The organism is Streptomyces sp. NPDC037401, from assembly GCF_055602345.1.
In genome coordinates this window covers 166296-186625 of sequence record NZ_JBVJWO010000012.1, presented here as the reverse complement: position 1 = coordinate 186625, position 20330 = coordinate 166296, and the positions used below count along the sequence as shown (strand labels likewise).

19 protein-coding genes are annotated in these 20330 nt (G+C 69.3%); 4 read left to right on the top strand and 15 right to left on the bottom strand.

Going from position 1 to position 20330, the window contains the following annotated elements; all coding sequences use genetic code 11:
* The 4 genes from ACZ7H1_RS15325 to ACZ7H1_RS15310 all read right to left on the bottom strand — a co-directional run.
* The coding region (locus ACZ7H1_RS15325; RefSeq protein WP_470786922.1) for an FKBP-type peptidyl-prolyl cis-trans isomerase at positions 1-203 on the bottom strand (203 nt) is incomplete at its 3' end.
* A 41-nt stretch (positions 204-244) separates the two neighbouring features.
* Entirely contained in the window at positions 245-1249 is a 1005-nt protein-coding gene (locus ACZ7H1_RS15320) for an FKBP-type peptidyl-prolyl cis-trans isomerase (RefSeq protein ID WP_470786920.1), read from the bottom strand.
* Between the two features lie 126 nt (positions 1250-1375).
* Complete coding sequence (pafA, locus tag ACZ7H1_RS15315; RefSeq protein ID WP_470786918.1) at positions 1376-2737, bottom strand: Pup--protein ligase; 1362 nt, start codon at positions 2735-2737, stop codon at positions 1376-1378.
* A 9-nt stretch (positions 2738-2746) separates the two neighbouring features.
* Positions 2747-4033 (bottom strand): MFS transporter, encoded by a 1287-nt coding sequence (locus ACZ7H1_RS15310; RefSeq protein WP_470786916.1) that lies wholly within the window; start codon positions 4031-4033, stop codon positions 2747-2749.
* A 172-nt stretch (positions 4034-4205) separates the two neighbouring features.
* Between ACZ7H1_RS15310 and ACZ7H1_RS15305 the strand changes: the two genes are divergently transcribed.
* Complete coding sequence (locus tag ACZ7H1_RS15305) at positions 4206-5207, top strand: LacI family DNA-binding transcriptional regulator (RefSeq protein WP_470786915.1); 1002 nt, start codon at positions 4206-4208, stop codon at positions 5205-5207.
* A 75-nt stretch (positions 5208-5282) separates the two neighbouring features.
* Here ACZ7H1_RS15305 and prcA read toward each other — a convergent pair whose 3' ends face one another.
* The 6 genes from prcA to arc form a co-directional block, all read right to left on the bottom strand.
* Positions 5283-6044, bottom strand: a complete 762-nt coding sequence (gene prcA / locus ACZ7H1_RS15300) for a proteasome subunit alpha (RefSeq protein ID WP_470786913.1) — start codon at positions 6042-6044, stop codon at positions 5283-5285.
* A gap of 36 nt (positions 6045-6080) precedes the next feature.
* Positions 6081-6920: a proteasome subunit beta gene (gene prcB, locus ACZ7H1_RS15295; RefSeq protein WP_470786911.1), complete on the bottom strand. Its 840-nt coding sequence runs from the start codon at positions 6918-6920 to the stop codon at positions 6081-6083.
* Positions 6872-7246, bottom strand: coding sequence for an endonuclease VII domain-containing protein (locus tag ACZ7H1_RS15290; protein WP_470787003.1), 375 nt, complete (start codon positions 7244-7246; stop codon positions 6872-6874). The genes prcB and ACZ7H1_RS15290 overlap by 49 nt, the downstream gene beginning before the upstream one ends.
* A gap of 262 nt (positions 7247-7508) precedes the next feature.
* Positions 7509-7721: a ubiquitin-like protein Pup gene (locus ACZ7H1_RS15285; RefSeq protein WP_470786910.1), complete on the bottom strand. Its 213-nt coding sequence runs from the start codon at positions 7719-7721 to the stop codon at positions 7509-7511.
* 162 nt (positions 7722-7883) lie between these two features.
* Entirely contained in the window at positions 7884-9395 is a 1512-nt protein-coding gene (dop, locus tag ACZ7H1_RS15280) for a depupylase/deamidase Dop (RefSeq protein WP_470786909.1), read from the bottom strand.
* 234 nt (positions 9396-9629) lie between these two features.
* Positions 9630-11396, bottom strand: a complete 1767-nt coding sequence (gene arc / locus ACZ7H1_RS15275) for a proteasome ATPase (RefSeq protein WP_470786907.1) — start codon at positions 11394-11396, stop codon at positions 9630-9632.
* A gap of 263 nt (positions 11397-11659) precedes the next feature.
* On the opposite strand from arc, the gene ACZ7H1_RS15270 reads away from it, so the two are divergent.
* Positions 11660-11980: a ferredoxin gene (locus ACZ7H1_RS15270; RefSeq protein WP_470786905.1), complete on the top strand. Its 321-nt coding sequence runs from the start codon at positions 11660-11662 to the stop codon at positions 11978-11980.
* A 4-nt stretch (positions 11981-11984) separates the two neighbouring features.
* Here ACZ7H1_RS15270 and ACZ7H1_RS15265 read toward each other — a convergent pair whose 3' ends face one another.
* The 3 genes from ACZ7H1_RS15265 to ACZ7H1_RS15255 form a co-directional block, all read right to left on the bottom strand.
* Entirely contained in the window at positions 11985-12542 is a 558-nt protein-coding gene (locus tag ACZ7H1_RS15265) for a hypothetical protein (RefSeq protein WP_470786904.1), read from the bottom strand.
* Between the two features lie 227 nt (positions 12543-12769).
* Positions 12770-13675, bottom strand: a complete 906-nt coding sequence (locus ACZ7H1_RS15260; protein WP_470786902.1) for a tRNA (adenine-N1)-methyltransferase — start codon at positions 13673-13675, stop codon at positions 12770-12772.
* A gap of 18 nt (positions 13676-13693) precedes the next feature.
* Positions 13694-15157 carry a site-2 protease family protein gene (locus tag ACZ7H1_RS15255; RefSeq protein WP_470786901.1) on the bottom strand — a complete coding sequence of 488 codons (1464 nt, stop codon included), beginning with the start codon at positions 15155-15157 and terminating at the stop codon, positions 13694-13696.
* Between ACZ7H1_RS15255 and ACZ7H1_RS15250 the strand changes: the two genes are divergently transcribed.
* Complete coding sequence (locus ACZ7H1_RS15250; RefSeq protein ID WP_470786899.1) at positions 15078-15998, top strand: RecB family exonuclease; 921 nt, start codon at positions 15078-15080, stop codon at positions 15996-15998. The genes ACZ7H1_RS15255 and ACZ7H1_RS15250 overlap by 80 nt on opposite strands.
* A 63-nt stretch (positions 15999-16061) precedes the next feature.
* Complete coding sequence (locus ACZ7H1_RS15245; RefSeq protein ID WP_470786897.1) at positions 16062-16733, top strand: response regulator; 672 nt, start codon at positions 16062-16064, stop codon at positions 16731-16733.
* Positions 16734-16756: 23 nt separating this feature from the next.
* On the opposite strand, the gene ACZ7H1_RS15240 is transcribed toward ACZ7H1_RS15245, so the two are convergent.
* On the bottom strand, positions 16757-18352 hold the full coding sequence (locus ACZ7H1_RS15240) for an ABC transporter substrate-binding protein (RefSeq protein WP_470786894.1): 1596 nt from the start codon (positions 18350-18352) through the stop codon (positions 16757-16759).
* An 80-nt stretch (positions 18353-18432) separates the two neighbouring features.
* Positions 18433-20037 carry an ABC transporter substrate-binding protein gene (locus tag ACZ7H1_RS15235; RefSeq protein ID WP_470786893.1) on the bottom strand — a complete coding sequence of 535 codons (1605 nt, stop codon included), beginning with the start codon at positions 20035-20037 and terminating at the stop codon, positions 18433-18435.
* Positions 20038-20330 lie beyond the last annotated feature (293 nt).

Below are 20330 nucleotides of genomic sequence, written 5' to 3'. Positions count from 1 at the left end.
TGGAGCCCCGCCGGGTTGCCGTGGTTCCAGGAGGCGTCGAACTCCTCGCCGGGGGACAGGGCCACACCCACGGGGTGGACCTGGACGAGGTCGCCGGCCTTGGCGACGGCGCCGTCGCCCTCCCAGATCTCCTCGATCACCAGGTCGGCCGGAACGCCGCCCTCGTAGAAGTCGATCTCGGGCTTCTCGAGCTTGTCGCTCACTGCACTGCTCCTCAGATGTACGTCAGGCAACCGGAACAGTCTTACATCGCTCCGACGATGTCGACGACGAACACCAGGGTCGAGTTGGCCGGCAGCTCCGGACCCTTGTCCTGGTCCTTGTACGCCTGGGCCGGCGGGATCACCAGCAGCACCCGGTCGCCGACCTTCTTGCCGACGAGGCCCTTGTCCCAGCCCTCGATGACCTGGCCTTGGCCGATGACCGTCGTGAACGGCGCACCGGTCTTCCACGAGTTGTCGAACAGGGTCGCCTTGGCCTTGCCCTCGTTGATCTTCCAGGCGGCACCGCTGTACTGCATGTACACCGTCTGGCCGCTCTTGACCACGGGACCCTTGCCCTCGATCAGCACCTGGCTGACGAGCTCCTTCGGCGGGGCGTTCTTCGGGATCGCGATCTCGGCGGCCGCTTCCTTGTCCGCCTTGACCTGCGGCAGGTTCGACGGGATCGCCGCCTGCGTGCCCTCGGCCTTCTTCGCCATGACCTGGTCGACGTCCATCACGAGGACCAGGTTGTCGGTGCCGGAGATGCCCAGCTGCGGGTTGCCCTGCGCACCGAAGCCCGTCGCCGGGGGCGCCACGACCAGCAGCCGGCTGCCGACCTTCTGGCCCAGCACGGCGTCGCTGAACATCGGAAGGATCTTCGTCGAGCCCGCGGGGACCACCAGCGGCTGGCCGCCCTGGTCGTAGGAGCCCTGGAGGTCCTTGCCGGACTTCCAGACCTTCCCGGCGAACTTCGTCACCACGAGGTCGTCCTTCTTGACCTCCGCGCCCGTGCCCTCCTTGAGGACCTTCACCACGAACTTGCCGCTCGGGTTGCCCTTGGGCACGGTGATCGCCGGCTTCTTCCCGGCCTCGCCCGCAACCGTCGGCATCGGCTCGGCCGACTCCACCGGCTTGGGCACGCCCGCGGCGGGCGACTGCGACGCCGCAGCGTCGTCCTTCTTCTTGTCGGAGTCGTCGCCCCCACCGCACGCCGCAGTGAGCATCAGGGCAGGCACGATGAGCGCGGCAGCAAGTCGGCGTCGCACAGTGGTCCTCGGGGTAGCTGGGATGGTCCGTCGTCACGGCCACTCTACGGGCAAGCAGCCCGCCGACGGGTCCCAGGGAACACGAAGGCCCCGCACGCCACAGCGCACGGGGCCTCCCCGCCCGGATCACATCCCGGCGATCAACTTCTCCACCCGGTCGTCCACCGACCGGAACGGGTCCTTGCACAGCACCGTCCGCTGCGCCTGGTCGTTCAGCTTCAGGTGCACCCAGTCCACCGTGAAGTCCCGGCGCTGCTCCTGCGCCCGGCGGATGAAGTCACCCCGCAGCCGCGCCCGCGTCGTCTGCGGGGGCACGGACTTCCCCTCGAAGATCTTCAGGTCGTTGCAGATCCGCGCCGCCTGCCCCTTGCGCTCCAGCAGGTAGTACAGGCCCCGGCGCCGGTGGATGTCGTGGTACGCGAGGTCTATCTGGGCCACGCGCGGGTTCGACATGGTCATGTTGTGCTTGGCCCGGTACCGCTCGATCAGCTGGTACTTCATGACCCAGTCGATCTCCGTGTCGATCCGGCCCAGGTCCTGCTGCTCGATCGCTTCGAGCGTGCGGCCCCACAGCTCCAGGACCTGCTCCACCACACCGGTGCGGATGCCCCGGCGGTCGACGAAGTCCACGGCCTTGTCGTAGTACTCCCGCTGGATCTCCAGCGCCGAGGCCTCCCGGCCGCTGGCCAGCCGCACCTTGCGCTGACCCGTGATGTCGTGGCTGACCTCGCGGATCGCCCGGATCGGGTTCTCCAGGGTCAGGTCGCGCATCACCGTGCCCGCCTCGATCATGCGCAGCACCAGGTCGGTCGCCCCGACCTTGAGCAGCATCGTCGTCTCGGACATGTTCGAATCGCCCACGATCACGTGCAGGCGGCGGTAGCGCTCCGCGTCTGCGTGCGGCTCGTCGCGCGTGTTGATGATCGGCCGCGACCGGGTGGTCGCCGAGCTGACGCCTTCCCAGATGTGCTCCGCCCGCTGGCTCACGCAGTACACCGCACCCCGCGGGGTCTGGAGCACCTTGCCCGCGCCGCAGATCAGCTGCCGCGTCACCAGGAACGGAATGAGAATGTCCGCGAGCCTCGAGAATTCCCCGTGCCGCGCCACGAGGTAGTTCTCGTGACAGCCGTACGAGTTGCCCGCCGAGTCCGTGTTGTTCTTGAAGAGATAGACGTCTCCCGCGATTCCCTCCTCGTGGAGACGGCGTTCTGCATCGACGAGCAGGCCTTCCAGAATCCGCTCGCCCGCCTTGTCGTGCGTGACCAGTTCTGTCAGGTTGTCGCATTCGGGAGTTGCATATTCCGGATGCGATCCCACGTCGAGGTAGAGGCGGGCGCCGTTCCGCAGGAAGACATTGCTGCTGCGGCCCCATGACACGACACGGCGGAAGAGGTAGCGCGCCACTTCGTCAGGAGACAGTCGGCGCTGTCCCCTGAACGTGCACGTGACGCCGTACTCGTTCTCCAGCCCGAAAATGCGGCGGTCCATGACTGAACATTACGCCTTCTGCTGTGTTCTGAAACCGGGTTCGAGAGCGGCGTTCCGATCATTTTCAGATGAACCCGCCACGCGACGGCTCCGGCCGGGGCCCCCGAGCACCCGCTGAGTGGCCGTCAGGACCACCAGAGCCGCTGCTCCGCCGGCCACCGCGACACCGAAGCCCTCGGCCACACCGCCCAGTTCCACCACCGGACCGGCCGCCGCCGTACCGATCGCCGCACCCACGCCGAAGAACGTCACCAGCCAGGAGAACGCCTCCGTCACCGTGCCGGCCGGCGCGTGCCGGTCCACCACGATGAACGCGCACGCGATCGCCGGCGCCAGGAACACGCCCGCCACCGCCGACAGCACCGTCATCGCCACCGGCCCCGGCGTCAGCAGCAGCGGCACGTAACAGACCGCGAGCAGCGCCACCAGCAGCCGCAGCCGCCGCTCCGGCGTCCCCGCCCACTGGCGCGCACCGTAGACCACACCGCCGACCAGGGCACCGAGCCCCAGCGCCGCCATCAGCCAGCCGTACACCGCCTGCCCGCCGTGCTCGTCCGCGTAGGCCACACCGGCCACGGATATGGAGCCCAGCGCCGACCCGACGAAGAAGAACGACGCCAGCAGCGCCAGCAGCCCCTTCGAACGCAGTGCACCCAGCCAGTGCGCCTCGCGCGGCTCCGAGCGCCACGCCCGCGCCGGTGCCGAGGCCGCCACGGACGCCGCCCCCACCAGGCCCAGCGCATTGATCACCAGCAGCGCGGCCGCCGGCGACCACAGCGACACCAGCAGCGTCACCATCAGCGGACCGACGGTGTACATGACCTCCTGGGCCACCGCGTCCATCGCGTACGCGGCGTGCACCCGCTCCTCCTTGCCGCCGAGCACGCTCGGCCACAGGGCCCGCAGCCCGCCCTCCAGCGGCGGCGTGAAGAGTCCCGCGACCACCGCCGCCCCGTACGCCACCGCCAGCGAACCCGTGCCCGCCAGCGCCAGCACCGCCATGGCCAGCGCCGACACCAGCGCCGCGGGGAGCTGCACGCGCGGCTGCCCGTACAGGTCCACGGCCCGGCCCAGCAGCGGCTGGCCCACGGCCGTCGCGATGCCGTACGCCGCGGCCAGTGCGCCCGCCAGCGTGTAGCTCCCGCCCTCGGCACGGACGAACAGCACGATCGCGATGTTCGCGGTGGCCGTGGGCAGCCGCCCGACCAGCGTCCCGACCAGCAGCCGCGCCGCATGCCTGGTCCTGAGCAGGTCCGCGTATCCCGCGTATCCGCCGCTCGCGCCGCCCGCGCCCATGAGGCCACCCCTTCTGCCGGGGGCGCCTCCCGGCAGCAGCCGGGGAGTCCCTCCGAAGTTTTACGTATAACGTCCGCCGTCATACGTACCATGACCCCAGCCGGAGGTCCACTCCGCCGACCACACCGCCGGCCCCGAACCCCGGTGGGGACCAGAAACACGGAGGCCGCACGTGACGAGGCCCACCAGCCGCGACGTGGCCCACGCAGCCGGCGTCTCCCAGGCGACCGTCTCCCTCGTCCTCGGCGACAAATGGCGCGGCCGCGTCTCCGAGCGCACCGCCGCCCACGTCCGCGACACCGCCCGCGACCTCGGCTACCGGCCCAACCTCGCCGCCCGCAACCTCCGCCTCGGCCACACCCGCACCGCCCTGCTCGTCGTCCCCGCCCTCACCAACGAATTCTTCGCCCGCGTCTACACCGGCGCCGCCCGCGTCGCCGCCGAACACGGCTTCGGCGTCGTCCTCTACCTCTCCCCCGACGGCACCGGCCCCGCCCGCGACCCCTTCCCCTCCGCCCGCGCCGCCCTCGACGGCGTCATCGCCTCCTCCATGGCCGCCGGCGCCCTCGAAGCCATCCACGGCGAGGAACTCCCCCTCGTCATGCTCGACAGCGACCCCGCCACCGGCAGCGCCTCCGCCTTCGTCAACGTCGCCCTCGCCGACGGCATGCACCAGATCACCCGCCACCTCCGGCAACTCGGCCACCGCCGCTTCCTCCACCTCGCCTCCGCCGTCGACTCCTGGACCTTCGACGTCCGCGCCCGCGCCATCGCCACCGCCCTCGACGGCACCGGCGCCACCCTCCGCACCACCCGCGCCGCACTGAACGTCAACGCCGGCCGCGCCGCCATGGAAGCCGCCCTCGCCGACCCCGCCGACCGCCCCACCGCAGTCGTCTGCGACGACGACATACTGGCCGCCGGCACCTGCAAAGCCGCCCGCCGGCTCGGCCTCCGCGTCCCCCAGGACCTCTCCGTCACCGGATTCGACGACCTCTCCCTGGCCACCGCCATCGAACCCGAACTCACCACCGTCGCACTCCCCGCCGAACAAGTCGGCGAGCACGGCATGCACGCCCTCCTCGCCGTCCTCGACGGCACGCCCTGGCAGCGCCCCGACCTCCCCGTCACCCTCAAGGTCCGCGGCTCCACCGCACCCCCGCCCCGCCCCTGAACCACCCCCGGCACACCAAAGCGCCCCGGCCCGTACGAGACGGACCGGGGCACCGGTTGCACACTGCGGCGGCGACTACTCCGCATCCTCCGGAGACTCGTCGTTCGACACGGCGTCGGCCTGCGCCTCCGCCCCGACCACCGGCTCCAGCAGCCGCTCCAGCTGCCGGCCCCGGATCCGCTTGAACTTGCGCTGCTGCGTCCGCGTCCGGTCCAGCACCGCGACCTCCAGCCGGTCCGCGGGGATCTCCCGGTCCGCACCGTTGGCCTGGTTCGACAACGCCTGCACGGCCAGCTTCAACGCCTCCGACAGCGTCATGCCGTCACGGTGCCGCTGATCGAGGAACGTGCCGATCTGCTCGGCGTTCCCACCCACCGCGACCGACCCGTGCTCGTCCACGATCGACCCGTCATGCGGCAGCCGGTAGATCTGGTCCCCGGCCGCCGTCGCGCCGACCTCGGCGACCACCAGCTCCACCTCGTACGGCTTCTCGGCCGCCGAGGAGAAGATGGTGCCCAGCGTCTGCGCATAGACGTTCGCCAGCCCACGCGCCGTCACATCGTCACGGTCGTAGGTGTAACCGCGCAGATCCGCGTAGCGCACACCGCCGATGCGGAGGTTCTCGTACTCGTTGTACTTGCCGGCCGCCGCGAAGCCGATGCGGTCGTAGATCTCGCTGAACTTGTGCAGCGCACGGGACGGGTTCTCGCCGACGAACACAATGCCGTCGGCGTACTGCAGCACGACAAGGCTGCGACCGCGGGCGATGCCCTTGCGGGCGTACTCCGCCCGGTCGGCCATCGCCTGCTGGGGTGAGACATAGAACGGCGTCGACACCGGCTATCCGTCCCTTTCTTCTCGGGTGACGAGTGCTTAGAGGAGAGCCGCGCGCGGCCCGTCGGGCTGCTCCATGCGCCGCTCGGTGACCGAGCGGGCCAGTGCCGAGGACTCCTCCTCGGTGAGCCTCCGGTAGCCCTCGTCGGTGATGACGGCGACGATCGGGAAGATCCTGCGGGCCATGTCCGGACCACCGGTCGCCGAGTCGTCGTCGGCAGCGTCGTACAGGGCCTGCACGACCAGGGTGGTGGCCTGCTCCTCCGTCAGATCGCTGCGGTACAGCTTCTTCATCGAACCGCGGGCGAAGATCGAGCCGGAGCCGGTGGCCGCGAACCCGTGCTCCTCGGAGCGCCCGCCCGTCACGTCGTACGAGAAGATGCGGCCCTTCTCCTTGCCCTCGTCCCAGCCGGCGAAGAGCGGGACCACGGCGAGGCCCTGCATGGCCATGCCGAGATTGCCGCGGATCATCGTCGACAGGCGGTTCGCCTTGCCCTCCAGGGAGAGGGTCGCGCCCTCCACCTTCTCGAAGTGCTCCAGCTCCAGCTGGAACAGCTTCACCATCTCCACGGCGAGACCGGCGGTGCCCGCGATGCCCACCGCGGAGTACTCGTCGGCCGGGAACACCTTCTCGATGTCCCGCTGCGCGATCATGTTCCCCATGGTCGCCCGCCGGTCGCCGGCGAGCACGACCCCGCCGGGGAAGGTCGCCGCGACGATGGTCGTCCCGTGCGGCGCCTCGACGATCCCCTCCGGCAGCTTCCGGCCCCCCGGCAGCAGCTCGGGCGAGTGGTCCGCCAGGAAGTCCATGAACGAAGAGGAGCCCGGCGTCAGGAAGGCAGCTGGTAGACGCCCGGTGCTACGAGTGTTGGCTTCCACGCGTTTCCTTCCAGGTATGAGATGGCCCGACGAAGTATGTCGGGATCGTCTCCCAACTTGCCGATGGCCGAATTGCAGTTGAAGCACAGTACGCCACGGACCCTACCCGTCTCGTGGCAGTGATCCACATGGATCGCGGGGGCTCTGAGGCAGATGCAGCAGATGCCCCGGAGCGGCCGGAGCATCTCCTCGCGATCGGCTTCGGTGGTGCCGTAGGCACGCTTGAGGTGACCGGCCCGCCCTTCGACGGCACGGCACGGCTTGCATGCCGTCGACAGACCATCGGATGCCGTGCGGTTCCGATGCCACTCGGAGTGCGGCTTCACCTCACCGCAGCGCCGGCAGTACTTGCGACCTTCCGGGACTTCCACTCCGGGCCGGACATTCCGGCCCAGAGCTTCCTGACGCTTGCGGTGACAATCGGCCGCGCAGTCGCGGCAGTAGTGCTGAAGACCGTCGAGGTTCGACCGCCTCAGAGCAAAACAGTCACGAGGCTTGAACTCCCGGCACCGACCGCATCGCTTTCCATCTTCCGATGCCACCACTCACCCCACCCCTCGCCACCTTCGATTCGAAGGGAAAATACCTCTACTGCCCGCCCTTCTGAACGAAGGAGCGCACGAAGTCCTCCGCGTTCTCCTCCAAGACGTCGTCGATTTCGTCCAGTACCGAGTCGACGTCGTCCGAGAGCTTTTCCTGCCGCTCCTTGAGGTCGGACTGCGTTTCCGCGACCTGCTCCTCGACCTCCTCCGTCGAGTGCGTGGCCTTCTGCTGTCCGCCGCCGGTGTCCTTGGTCGCCATGTCTCCCTCACCCCGCTCGGTTCGCACGCTCGTAGAGAGATTCCCCGTTCGGAATCTCAAGATCAGACCCTGATCAGACCCTACATTCAGGGCCCCGATTTCGGGCCGGTCATTTCAGGAACGCCCGGGTCTCATGTCCATGATTCCCGGGCGGAGGGCATTTCAGCCGCCCGAGAGGACCCGGACGAGGTCCTCTGCCGTGCGGCACCGGTCCAGGAGCTCCTTGACGTGGTTGCGGGTGCCCCGCAGCGGCTCCATGGTCGGGACGCGCTGCAGGGAGTCCCGGCCCGGGAGGTCGAAGATCACCGAGTCCCAGGACGCCGCGGCGACGTCGTCCGCGTACTGCTCCAGGCACCGGCCCCGGAAGTAGGCCCGGGTGTCCTCCGGCGGCTTGCTCTCGGCCCGCTCGACGGCCGGCTCGTCCACCAGCCGCTTCATCTTCCCGCGGGCCACCAGGCGGTTGTACAGGCCCTTGTCGGGGCGTACGTCGGAGTACTGGAGGTCCACCAGGTGCAGGCGTGCCGCGTCCCAGCCGAGTCCGTCGCGCCTGCGGTAGCCCTCCAGGATCTCGCGCTTCGCGATCCAGTCGAGCTCGCCGGACAGGCTCATCGGGTCGCTCTCCAGGCGTCCCAGTACGTCCTCCCACCGGCTGAGGACGTCCTTGGTCTGCTCGTCGGCGTCGGACCCGAAGCGCTCCTCGACGTACTTCCTGGCGAGTTCGTAGTACTCCATCTGCAGCTGGACCGCGGTGAGCGTGCGGCCGCTGCGCAGCGTGATCAGGTGGCCGAGGTCGGGGTCGTGGGAGACCTGGTGGAGGGTGCGCACGGGCTGCTCGACGGCGAGGTCGACGGTGATGAAGCCGTCTTCGATCATCGAGAGGACCAGGGCCGTGGTGCCGAGCTTGAGGTAGGTGGAGATCTCGGAGAGGTTGGCGTCGCCGATGATCACGTGCAGGCGCCGGTATTTCTCGGCGTCGGAGTGCGGCTCGTCGCGGGTGTTGATGATGGGCCGCTTGAGGGTGGTCTCGAGGCCTACCTCGACTTCGAAGTAGTCGGCGCGCTGGCTGATCTGGAAGCCGTGTTCGCGGCCGTCCTGGCCGATGCCGACGCGGCCGGCGCCGGTGACGACCTGGCGGCTGACGAAGAAGGGGGTGAGGTGGCGCACGATGTCGGAGAAGGGGGTTTCCCGCTTCATCAGGTAGTTCTCGTGCGTGCCGTAGGAGGCGCCCTTGTTGTCGGTGTTGTTCTTGTAGAGGTGGATCGGCTGGGCTCCGGGCAGCTGGGCGGCCCGCTCGGCCGCCTCGGCCATGATCCTTTCGCCCGCTTTGTCCCAGAGGACGGCGTCGCGCGGGTTGGTGATCTCCGGCGAGCTGTATTCGGGGTGTGCGTGGTCGACGTAGAGGCGGGCGCCGTTGGTGAGGATCACGTTGGCGAGGCCGATGTCCTCGTCGGTGAGCTGGCTGCTGTCGGCCGCCTCGCGGGCGAGGTCGAAGCCGCGGGCGTCCCGCAGCGGGTTCTCCTCCTCGAAGTCCCAGCGGGCGCGTCGCGCCCGGTGCATCGCCGCCGCGTAGGCGTTGACGATCTGGGACGAGGTGAGCATGGCATTGGCGTTCGGGTGGCCGGGGACGGAGATCCCGTACTCCGTCTCGATCCCCATTACTCGCCGTACGGTCATGCGGCCCTCCTTGCCCGGCGGCGCTCCTCTTCGGAGCGGCGCTCAAGTACCGCTGGTGCTCCGGTGCGTGTGCGGTGCCCGTCCCCGCACTGCGGATGCGGCGGTACGGATGAGCCTAGAACGGCTCCGCGCTGGTGGGGAGATCATTTCAGTCATTGCGTTCGTCCTGTCAGCGGCTGAAAAGCAGTCGGCTGCGGATGCCCCGGATGGGGCATCCGCAGCCGCCCCGCTGGATCAGAGGTACTGACCGGTGTTGGCCACCGTGTCGATGGAGCGGCCGGTGTCCGCGCCCTGCTTTCCGGTGACGAGGGTGCGGATGAAGACGATCCGCTCGCCCTTCTTGCCGGAGATCCTGGCCCAGTCGTCCGGGTTGGTGGTGTTGGGCAGGTCCTCGTTCTCCTTGAACTCGTCCACGCACGCCTGGAGGAGGTGGGAGACGCGGAGGCCCTTCTGGTTCTGGTCGAGGAAGGCCTTGATGGCCATCTTCTTGGCCCGGTCCACGATGTTCTGGATCATGGCGCCGGAGTTGAAGTCCTTGAAGTAGAGGACTTCCTTGTCGCCGTTGGCGTACGTGACCTCGAGGAAGCGGTTCTCCTCGGTTTCGGCGTACATCTGCTCGACGACGGTCTGGATCATGCTGTGGACGGCGACCTCGGGCGATCCCTGGTGTTCGGTGAGGTCGTCGACGTGCAGCGGGAGGGATGCCTTGAGGTACTTCGCGAAGATGTCCCTGGCCGCTTCGGCGTCGGGGCGTTCGATCTTGATCTTCACGTCGAGCCGGCCGGGGCGCAGGATGGCCGGGTCGATCATGTCCTCGCGGTTGGAGGCGCCGATGACGATGACGTTCTCCAGGCCTTCGACGCCGTCGATCTCGGCGAGCAGCTGGGGGACGATGGTGTTCTCGACGTCCGAGCTGACTCCGGATCCGCGGGTGCGGAAGAGGGATTCCATTTCGTCGAAGAAGACGATGACGGGGGTGCCCTCGCTCGCCTTTTCGCGGGCGCGCTGGAAGACGAGGCGGATGTGCCGCTCGGTCTCGCCGACGTACTTGTTGAGGAGTTCGGGTCCCTTGATGTTCAGGAAGTAGGACTTCCCGGTTGCCTGACCGGTGACCTCGGCGACCTTCTTGGCAAGGGAGTTGGCGACGGCTTTGGCGATGAGCGTCTTGCCGCAGCCGGGGGGGCCGTACAGCAGGATGCCCTTCGGGGGCCGCAGTTCGTGTTCCTTGAAGAGGTCGGGGTAGAGGTAGGGGAGCTCGACGGCGTCGCGGATCAGCTCGATCTGGTCGCCCAGGCCGCCGATCTTGTCGTAGTCGATGTCCGGGACCTCTTCGAGGACGAGTTCTTCGACCTCGCTCTTGGGGACGACCTCGTAGACGTAGCCGGAGCGGGGTTCGAGCAGGAGGGCGTCGCCGGGCCGGATGGTGATGTCGAGCAGCGGCTCGGCGAGCCGTACGACCCGTTCCTCGTCGGTGTGCCCGACCACGAGGGCGCGCTCGCCGTCCTCGAGGATCTCTTTGAGGGTGACGATGTCCCCGGCCCGCTCGAATTCCATGGCCTCGACCACGTTGAGGGCCTCGTTGAGCATGACCTCCTGGCCGCGCCGGAGGTCTTCCGGGTCGACGCTGGGGCTGACGTTCACCCGGAGCTTGCGGCCCCCGGTGAAGATGTCGACGGTGCCGTCCTCGTTGGTCTGCAGGAAGACACCGAAGCCGGCCGGCGGCTGTGCGAGCCGGTCGACTTCCTCCTTGAGGGCCACGATCTGGTCGCGGGCCTCACGGAGGGTATTGGCGAGCCGCTCGTTCTGTGCGGACACGCCCGCCAGGTTCGTCTGCAGCTCGACGATCCGCTCTTCGAGAATCCTCGTGTGACGCGGCGAGTCGGCGAGCTTGCGGCGCAGGACGGCGATTTCCTGCTCAAGATAGGCAACCTGGCCGGCGGGGTCCTCAGACCCTCGCCCGGGCCGGATGCCGCGGTTGATGTCGTCGTCGTGGGCTGCCACGGTCCTCACCTCCTCCATGGGGAGCTGGACGCTTCCTGACCCTACCTGGGCTGGTGGTGATTGAAACCCCTAGATCACAAAGACGGTAGAGGCGTGTCCGATCTTCACCCTTGCGTACTCCCTCACGCCAGGGAAATACCCAGCCATCAACATCGGAAAGCAGCCGGTTGTAAGGTCGAACTGTTCAACACCCGTCAGAGGCGGCGCGACTTGCTTGAGTGCGGCCCGGGGTGGATCACAGAGCGCAGGGAACGGCAGGAGATATGACCGTGCAGCAGGAGGCTCCGGGAGTCGGCGAAGGCGTGAGCCGCGAGCCTCTGGAGGTCTGGATCGACCAGGACCTCTGTACTGGCGACGGGATCTGTGCGCAGTACGCGCCGGAGGTCTTCGAGCTGGATATCGACGGTCTGGCGTACGTGAAGAGCGCGGACGACGAGCTGTTGCAGGAAACGGGTGCGACGGCTCCGGTTCCGTTGCCGCTGTTGCAGGACGTGGTGGATTCCGCGAAGGAGTGCCCGGGGGACTGCATTCACGTGCGGCGCGTTTCGGACGGTGTCGAGGTCTACGGGCCTGACGCGGAGTGACGGATCACACACCCTCGGCTTCGGTGGTGTGCCGGAGGAACTTCCCGCCGGTCCAGTGCCACTTGGCGGTCTGCCGGGTGTCGGGGCAGCAGGCGGGTACGCCGGGGGCGGAGTAGCCGAGCAGGGTGGCGGTGACGGTCCCGCTGCGCAGGGTGAGCCGGGGGACGTTCTGGCGTTCGGCGGGGTCGAGCAGGGTGGCGACCACGCGGGGGCCGGTCCCGGGGGCGGCGGTGAGGACGTAGATGCCGTTGGGCGGGGTGCCGGAGCCGGCGGCGCAGCGGACGGCCGCGACGGTTTCGGGGTGGCCGTCGCCGTCGAGGTCTCCGGTGGCGCTGGCGGTGACGGCGTGTTCCAGTCCGTGGCAGTCGAGGGGGTAGCGGGCGGCCGTGGCGTCGGGGGCGGTCCTGGCGGGTCCGGGGGCGCCGTCGGCGGTGCCGTGGGCGGTGTCCGGCTGCAGGAGGCCGGCGCCGGCGACGACCGCGGCGACGGCCGCCGCGGTGGCGGCCCAGTGGAGCGGCCGGGTGCGGGTGTGGGCCAGTTCCGGGACGGCGGGGGTCTGCACGCGGGGTGTCTCCTGTGGTGCGCCTGCGGTTCTGAGGGGGAGCCAGCATCGTGTCACACCTCACACGGGGGCGGAACGGTCGGGTCCGTGCCGGTGTGCGTGTCGGTGCGGGGGCGTGCTGCTTGCGCCGGTGCAACGGAAAGGCGCCGTGGGCCAGTTCCCGGTTTTGCGGGGGAACTGGCGCACGGCGCCGTCGTGTTGTGCGGGTTCGGCCGCGGGGGTGCGGGTCAGCCGCGCTCGGAGCCGGAGCGGCTGCCGGGGCCCTCGTAGTCCTCGCCGTAGGCGCCCTTCGCGGGGCGGCGGCGGCGGAGCGGGGGCTCCACGCCGTCGGCGAGGCGGCGGGCGGTGACGAGGAAGCCGGTGTGGCCGATCATCCGGTGGTCCGGGCGGACGGCGAGGCCTTCGACGTGCCAGTTGCGGATCATCGATTCCCACGGCTGCGGCTCGGCGAAGCAGCCGATCTCGCGGATGGACTCGACGGTCTTGGACAGCTGGGTGGTGGTGGCCACGTAGCAGCAGAGGATGCCGCCGGGGACGAGCGCCTTGGAGACGGCCTCGAGGCATTCCCAGGGCGCCAGCATGTCGAGGATCACACGGTCGACGTCGGTGTCGGACAGGTTGTCCTGGAGGTCGCCGACGGTGAGCTGCCAGGCCGGGTGGGGTCCGCCGAAGTAGCGCTCGACGTTGTCCTTGGCGATCTCGGCGAAGTCGGCTCGGCGCTCGTAGCTGTGGAGCATTCCCTCGTCGCCGATGGCGCGCAGCAGGAAGCTGCTGAGGGAGCCGGAGCCCACACCTGCTTCGACGACCCGTGCGCCGGGGAAGATGTCGGCGAAGGCCAGGATCTGGCCCGCGTCCTTGGGGTAGACCACGGCGGCGCCGCGGGGCATGGACAGGACGTAGTCGGGGAGCAGGGGGCGCAGCGCAAGGTACGCGACGTTCCCCGTGGTACGGACAACACTGCCCTCGGGAGCGCCGATCAGCTCGTCGTGCGGGAAGGAACCCTTGTGGGTGTGGAAGTTCTTCCCGGCTTCGAGCGTGAACGTGTAGTGGCGTCCCTTGGGGTCGGTGAGCTGGACCTGGTCCCCGACCTTGAAGGGCCCGCGTCGGCGGGCGGCACCGGTCGGTTCGGACATGTGACCAGTGTATTGGCTTCAGGAGTGGGGCCGCGCCATGGCCTTCACGAAGGCCTTTTCTACGTCGAGGGTGGAGAGGACGCCGTAGATCTCGCCGGTCGGTTCGACGACGAGGTATTCGGTGGCGGGGGTGGTGCGCAGGGTGTCGAGGAGTTCTTCGCCGATGAGGTCTGCGGAAACCTTCATTCCGTCGGTGAGCTCCTGTGCGACGCTGCCGACGTCGATCCAGGGGCGGCGGTGTTCGGGTACGGAGGCGATGGCGCTTTCGCGGACGAGGGCGGTGGGGTCGCCCTGGGGGTCGACGACGACGAGGGCGCGGGCGCCGGATTCGTTGGCACGGCGGAGGGCTTCGGAGAGCGGGGTGGCGGCTTCGACGGGGATGGCGCGGCGGGTGAGGGTGCGGGCGCGCAGGTGCGGGAGGTGTTCGCGCAGGCGGGCCATGCGGAGGCTGTTGCCGGCGCCGGTCCAGATGATGGCGGCGAGGATGGCGGCGAGGAGGGCGTCGGTGACGGTGTCCATGCCGCCGAGGTCGTCGGCGTTGTTGCCGAGGATCTCGCTGCGGGTGAGCCAGGGCAGGCCGACGAGGACGGCGAGTGCGAGGGCGCGGCCGGTCCAGGCGGCGGCGATGGTGCCGGTCATGGGCTTGCCGGTGATGCCCCAGACGACGGCGCGGAGCATGCGGCCGCCGTCGAGGGGGAGGCCGGGCAGGAGGTTGAAGGCGGCCACGATGAGGTTGGAGATCATCAGGCCGGCGAGGAGCACGCCGGGGATGGTGGCGGGTGTGGTGGCCTGCATGCCGGCGTAGAAGAGGCCGGCGAGGAGGAGGGAGAGGAGGGGGCCGACGAAGGCGAGGACGAACTCGCGGCCGGGGGTCTCGGACTCTTTCTCGATCTCGGAGACGCCGCCGAAGAACTGGAGGCGGATGCGCCGCACGGGGAGTTTGTAGCGCAGGGCGGCGACGGTGTGGGCGAGTTCGTGGACGAGTACGGAGGCGTAGAAGGCGACGGCGAAGAAGAGGGCGACGAGGTAGCGGCCGGCGCCGAGGCCGGGCAGGACGGTCTCGAGGCGGTCGCCGAAGATCCAGGTGATGAGGGCGGCGACGAGGAACCAGCTCGGCGAGACGTAGACGGGTACGCCGAAGGGGCGGCCCATGAGGAGTCCGCCGCCGGGCTCGGACGGCCGCCGTCCGCCGTTCCTGTTGTCCCCGGGGCCTTCCGGTGTGTCGGTGTCGGCCACTGCTGTCCTTCTGTCGGCTGGTCGGTTCGTGGGGGGGGCTCGCAGCCTGGGGTTGCCGGGCCGTTCGTGCGCCGTTGCGCGGGGTGATGCCTCGATCATGCAGTGCGAGGGGGTTTGCCGTCGATGGTATGCGCGCGCTGTCGGTGGCGGGTCGTAGGGTCTGGGTATGACGACGATCCCCGGTCCGGGCGGCGGCGATGCCGTGGCGCCCTCTTCGCTGTCCCCGTCGCGGGCGAGCGACTTCATGCAGTGCCCCCTGCTGTACCGGTTCCGGGTGATCGACAAGCTGCCGGAGAAGCCCAGCGCGGCGGCGACGCGGGGGACGCTGGTGCATGCGGTGCTGGAGCGGCTCTTCGACCATCCGGCGCAGGAGCGGACGGTGCCGCGGGCGAAGTCCCTGGTCCCGGGGCAGTGGGACCGGCTGCTGGCGGCGAAGCCGGAGCTGGCGGAGCTCTTCGCGCCGTCGGCGGAGGGTGCCGGGGGCGAGGCGGATGCGGGGGGTGCCGGGGGTGATGCGCTGGCCCGCTGGCTGACGGAGGCCGAGGCGCTGGTGGAGCGGTGGTTCACGCTGGAGGACCCGACGCGGCTGGAGCCGGTGGAGCGGGAGTTCTTCGTGGAGACGGAGCTGGAGTCGGGGCTGCGGCTGCGCGGGATCATCGACCGGGTCGACGTGGCGCCGACGGGCGAGGTCCGGATCGTCGACTACAAGACCGGGAAGGCGCCGCGTCCGGAGTACGCCGAGGGTGCGCTGTTCCAGATGAAGTTCTACGCGCTGGTGGTGTGGCGGCTGAAGGGCGTCGTGCCGCGGCGGCTGCAGCTGGTGTACCTGGGCAGCGGGGACGTGCTGACGTACGACCCGGTGATCGCGGATCTGGAGCGGGTGGAGCGCAAGCTGCTGGCGTTGTGGGACGCGATCCGGGAGGCGACGGAGACGGGCGACTGGCGGCCGCGGCCCACGAAGCTGTGCGGCTGGTGCGATCACCAGGCGGTGTGTCCGGAATTCGGCGGTACTCCCCCGGTGTATCCGCTGGCGGTGGTGGCGCGGCCGGCGGAGGGCGCGGGGGCCGGGCGCCCGGCTGAGGACTGATCGCGGGGCCAGGGCAGAATGGGCGGACTGGCGTTGTTTCCGCCCGACGATGTGAGGTTTCCCGTGGCGATCCGTGTCCTCCTGGTCGACGACCAGCCGCTGCTGCGCACCGGTTTCCGGATGATCCTGGAGGCGGAGGCGGATCTGGCGGTGGTGGGTGAGGCCGGGGACGGCCTGCAGGCGCTCGACCAGGTACGGGCGCTGCAGCCGGACGTGGTGCTGATGGACATCCGGATGCCGCGGATGGACGGGGTGGAGGCGACCCGGCAGATCACGGGGCCGGACCGCAACGGCCCTGCGAAGGTGCTGGTGCTGACCACTTTCGACCTGGACGAGTACGTGGTGGAGGCGCTGCGGGCGGGGGCCAGCGGGTTCTTGCTGAAGGACGCGCCGGCGGCGGAGCTGGTCCAGGCGATCCGGGTGGTTGCCGGGGGTGAGGCGATGCTCGCTCCGAGCATCACGCGGCGGCTGCTCGACAAGTACGCGGGGCATCTGCCGTCGGGCGAGGAGCCGGTTCCGGACACGCTCGGGACGCTGACGGAGCGCGAGGTCGAGGTGCTGAAGCTGGTGGCGCGGGGTCTGTCGAACGCCGAGATCGCGGCGGATCTGTTCGTGAGCGAGACCACGGTGAAGACGCACGTGGGCCATGTGCTGACGAAGCTGGGCCTGCGGGACCGGGTGCAGGCGGCGGTGTACGCCTACGAGAGCGGGCTGGTGCGCCCCGGCGCCCAGTAGGGGGCGCCGGGGCGTCCGGCGGGTCAGCCCTTGCTGATCTCCCAGAAGCGGAAGACCGTGGAGGCGTCGAGGGACCACTGGAGTCCGGAGACGTTGTCCCGGGCCACGGCGTACTGCTTGCTCTGCCACAGGGGCAGCAGCGGGAGCTCGTCGGCGACGATGGCCTGGAGCAGGGTGTAGTCCGCGGTGGTGACGGTGCGGTCCGAGGCGGCCGTCGTCTTCGGGATGATCTTCTGGGTGATCGTGGCGTTCTCGTAGTTGTTGTTCAGGACGTTGCCCTTGCCGAAGAACGGCTGGGTGAAGCTGTCCGCGTCCGGGTAGTCGGGGATCCAGCCCTTGACGTAGACGCCGTACTTGCCCGCGGCGATGTCCTTCTCGTACTGCTCGTACGCGACCGACTTGACGTCGGCCTGGAAGAGGCCGCTGTCGTTGAGCTGCTTGGCGATCGCCTGGAGCTCCCCGTCGGTGGCGGGGCCGAAGCGGGACGGCGTGGACCACAGGGTCAGCGTGACCTTGTCGGTGATGCCGGCCTTGCGCAGGACCTGCTTGGCCTTCGCGGGCTGCGGGCTGCCGCCGTAGCGGTCGAAGAACGCGGTGGTGTGGGCGGCGATGCCCGAGGGGATGATCGAGTACAGCGGGGTGGCGGTGCCGTTGTGGACGTCGCGCACGAGGGCTTCGCGGTCGACGAGGTAGGCGATCGCCTTGCGGACGGCGGGCTTTCCGGCCACGGGGTCGTCCATGTTGAAGACGAGGTGCTGGACCTCGGCTCCGGTGCCCTGGACGACGTCGATCTTTTCGTCGCCGGAGCCGCTGCTCGCGCCGCCGCTGCTGATGCCCGCGATGTCCTGGGCCGCGAGGCCGCGGAACGCGAAGTCGATGTCCCCGCTCTCCAGGGCGCTCTTGAGGGCGCCCTGGTCGTCGTGGAAGAACTTCATGGTGACGCCGGAGTTCTTGGGCTCGGCGGCGCCGGTGTAGGAGTCGTTGACCGAGAACTTGGCGCTCTCGCCGTCGATCGAGTCCAGGGTGTAGACGCCGGAGCCGACGGCCTTGCCGTCGGTGCGGATCTTGTCGGCGGGGTACTCGCGGTGGTCCACGATCGAGCCGGCGCCCGCTGCGATCTTGCTGGGGAAGGTCGCGTCGTCGGTCTTGAGGCGGAAGACGATGTTCTTGTCGTCCGGGGTCTCGATGGTCTCGATCGACGAGAGCAGGACGGCGGGGCCGTTCGGGTCGTTGATCTTCAGCGTGCGCTCGAAGGAGAACTTGACGTCCTTCGAGGTCAGGCTGTTGCCGTTGCTGAACTTCAGCCCGCCCTTGAGGGTGCAGCGGTAGACCTTGCTGCCGCCGCCCTCGAACTGGCACTGCTGGGCGGCGTCGGGCTCGGGGGCCGTGTTGCCCTTGGGGAAGCTCAGCAGGGTCTGGAAGACGTTGTTGAACAGGAGCCAGGAGCCCGCGTCGTAGCCCGAGGCGGGGTCCGTCGCGGTCACCTTGTCGGACATTCCCATGACCACCGTGCCGCCGGTGCCCTTGGAACCGCTCTCGGTCGTACCGCAACCGCTGAGCAGGGCGGCGGCGGTCACCGCGCCGAGGGGGGCCGCCAACCACTGGTTACGTCTCTTCACGCGAACGTGCCTCACTGTCTTGACTGGTATGTCCGCCGGCCCGCGACACCCGCTGCCGGTTGCTGCAGCTCGCTGCAGGGTCAGCCGCTCATGCCGCGGCCGAGTTCCCACAGCTGAAGGTCCGAGATGGAGTTGACCGACCACTCCACACCGGTGATCCCGTCGCGTGCGGCGACGTACTGCTTGCCCTGCCACAGCGGCAGGACGGGTACGTCCTCGGCGACGATGTCCTGGATCTCGCCGAAGGTCTGCGCGGCGACGGTACGGTCGCCCGTGCGCCGGGACTCGGGGATCAGCTTGTTGCGCACCTTGCCGTTCACGTACGGCGTGTTGAGGAAGTTGCCCTCCTCCAGGAACGGTGCGGTGAAGTTGTCGGCGTCGGGGAAGTCGGGGAACCAGCCGAGGCCGTAGACCCCGTACTCGCCCTTCTTCTGCGCGGGGCGGAACTCGGCCCACGGGGCGCCCTTGACCGTGACCTCGAACAGCTTGGTGGCGTCGAGCTGGGCCTTGAGGGCCTCGAACTCGGCGGCGGTGCCGTCGCCGTAGTGGTCCGTCGTGTAGTTCAGGGTGAGCTTCACGGGGGTGCGGACGCCGGCGTCGCGCAGCAGCTTGGCCGCGGCGGCGGTGTCGTGCTCGCCGTACTTGTTGAAGAACGAGTTCACGTGGCCGCCGATGCTGGACGGCACGAGGGAGTACAGGGGCTCGGCGGACTTGCCGTAGACCTTCTCGATGAGGGCGGCCCGGTCGACCGCGGCGGCGAGCGCCTGGCGGACGGCCTTCTCCTTCACGACGGGAGCCTGGGTGTTGAAGCCGAGGTAGCGGATCTCCAGGCCGGGCATCGGAACGAGCTTGACGCCCTTCGGCGGGTTGTCCGTCAGGTCCTGGATCTGGGCGGGCGAGAGGCTGCGGGACATCATGTGGATGTCGCCGTCGGCCAGGGCCTTGCCCATCGCGGCGGAGTCGGCGAAGGTGCGCAGCTCGACCTTGTCGTTCTTGAGCTTCAGGTCGCCCTTGTACTTGTCGTTCTTGGTGAAGACGGCCCGGACGAGCTCGTTGTCCTTGACCTCGGCCTTCATCGTGTACGGGCCGGAGCCGTCGACGTCGAAGCCGGTGCGCAGCTTCTTGGCGTCGTACGTCTTGCGGTTGACGATGCCGGCGGCGGGCGTGGAGAGCTTGTGCGGGAAGGTCGCGTCGGGGGTCTTCAGGTGGAAGACGACGGTGTTCTCGCCCTTGGTCTCGACGGTGTCGAGGGTGGAGAGGAGTCCGGCGGGGCCGTTGTCGTCGTTGATTCCGAGGACGCGCTCGATGGAGAACTTGACGTCCGCGGCGGTCAGCGGGTCGCCGTTGGCGAACTCGAGGCCGGGGCGCAGGGTGCAGCGGTAGCTCTCGTTGCCCTGGTCGGTGAAGCGGCAGTCGGAGGCCGCTTCGGGGACGGGCTCGCCGCCGCCGCGCGGGATGTGCATGAGCGTCTGCACGGTCTGGCGCAGGACGTTCCAGGCGCCGGCGTCGTAGGCGTAGGCGGGGTCGAAGGGGGCGGGGGCGTAGTCCGCGGCCTCGAACCGGTCGGTGGTGCCGACGACGATCGCCCCTCCGCCCGCTCCCCCGCCGGTGGCGCTGCCGCAGGCGGCGAGCGCGGGGGTGAGCAGTACGGCGGCAGCCGTCAGCACCAGGTTCTTGCGGTTCATCCTCGGAGTTCTCCCTCAACCGGCACTTGTCACAGCGGTGTAGGGGCACTGCGCGGCGGTCGCCCGTTCGGGGCGGAACGATCGGGCCGGGTCAGTTGACGATCGGTTCCGTGCGAGCCGCGTACAGGGGTGTGTACGTCGGTCCGCGAAGGTGCGGCGTAGTGCCTGCGCTGACGATAGTGGGCTCGGGCGGGATGGCTGGAACTGGTCTGACTTGGGGCGTAATCGCACGGTGATGGGTGCGCACTGACTGCGCACGGTGACGGCGGGTCGGATTCGGTCAGGAGCTGATC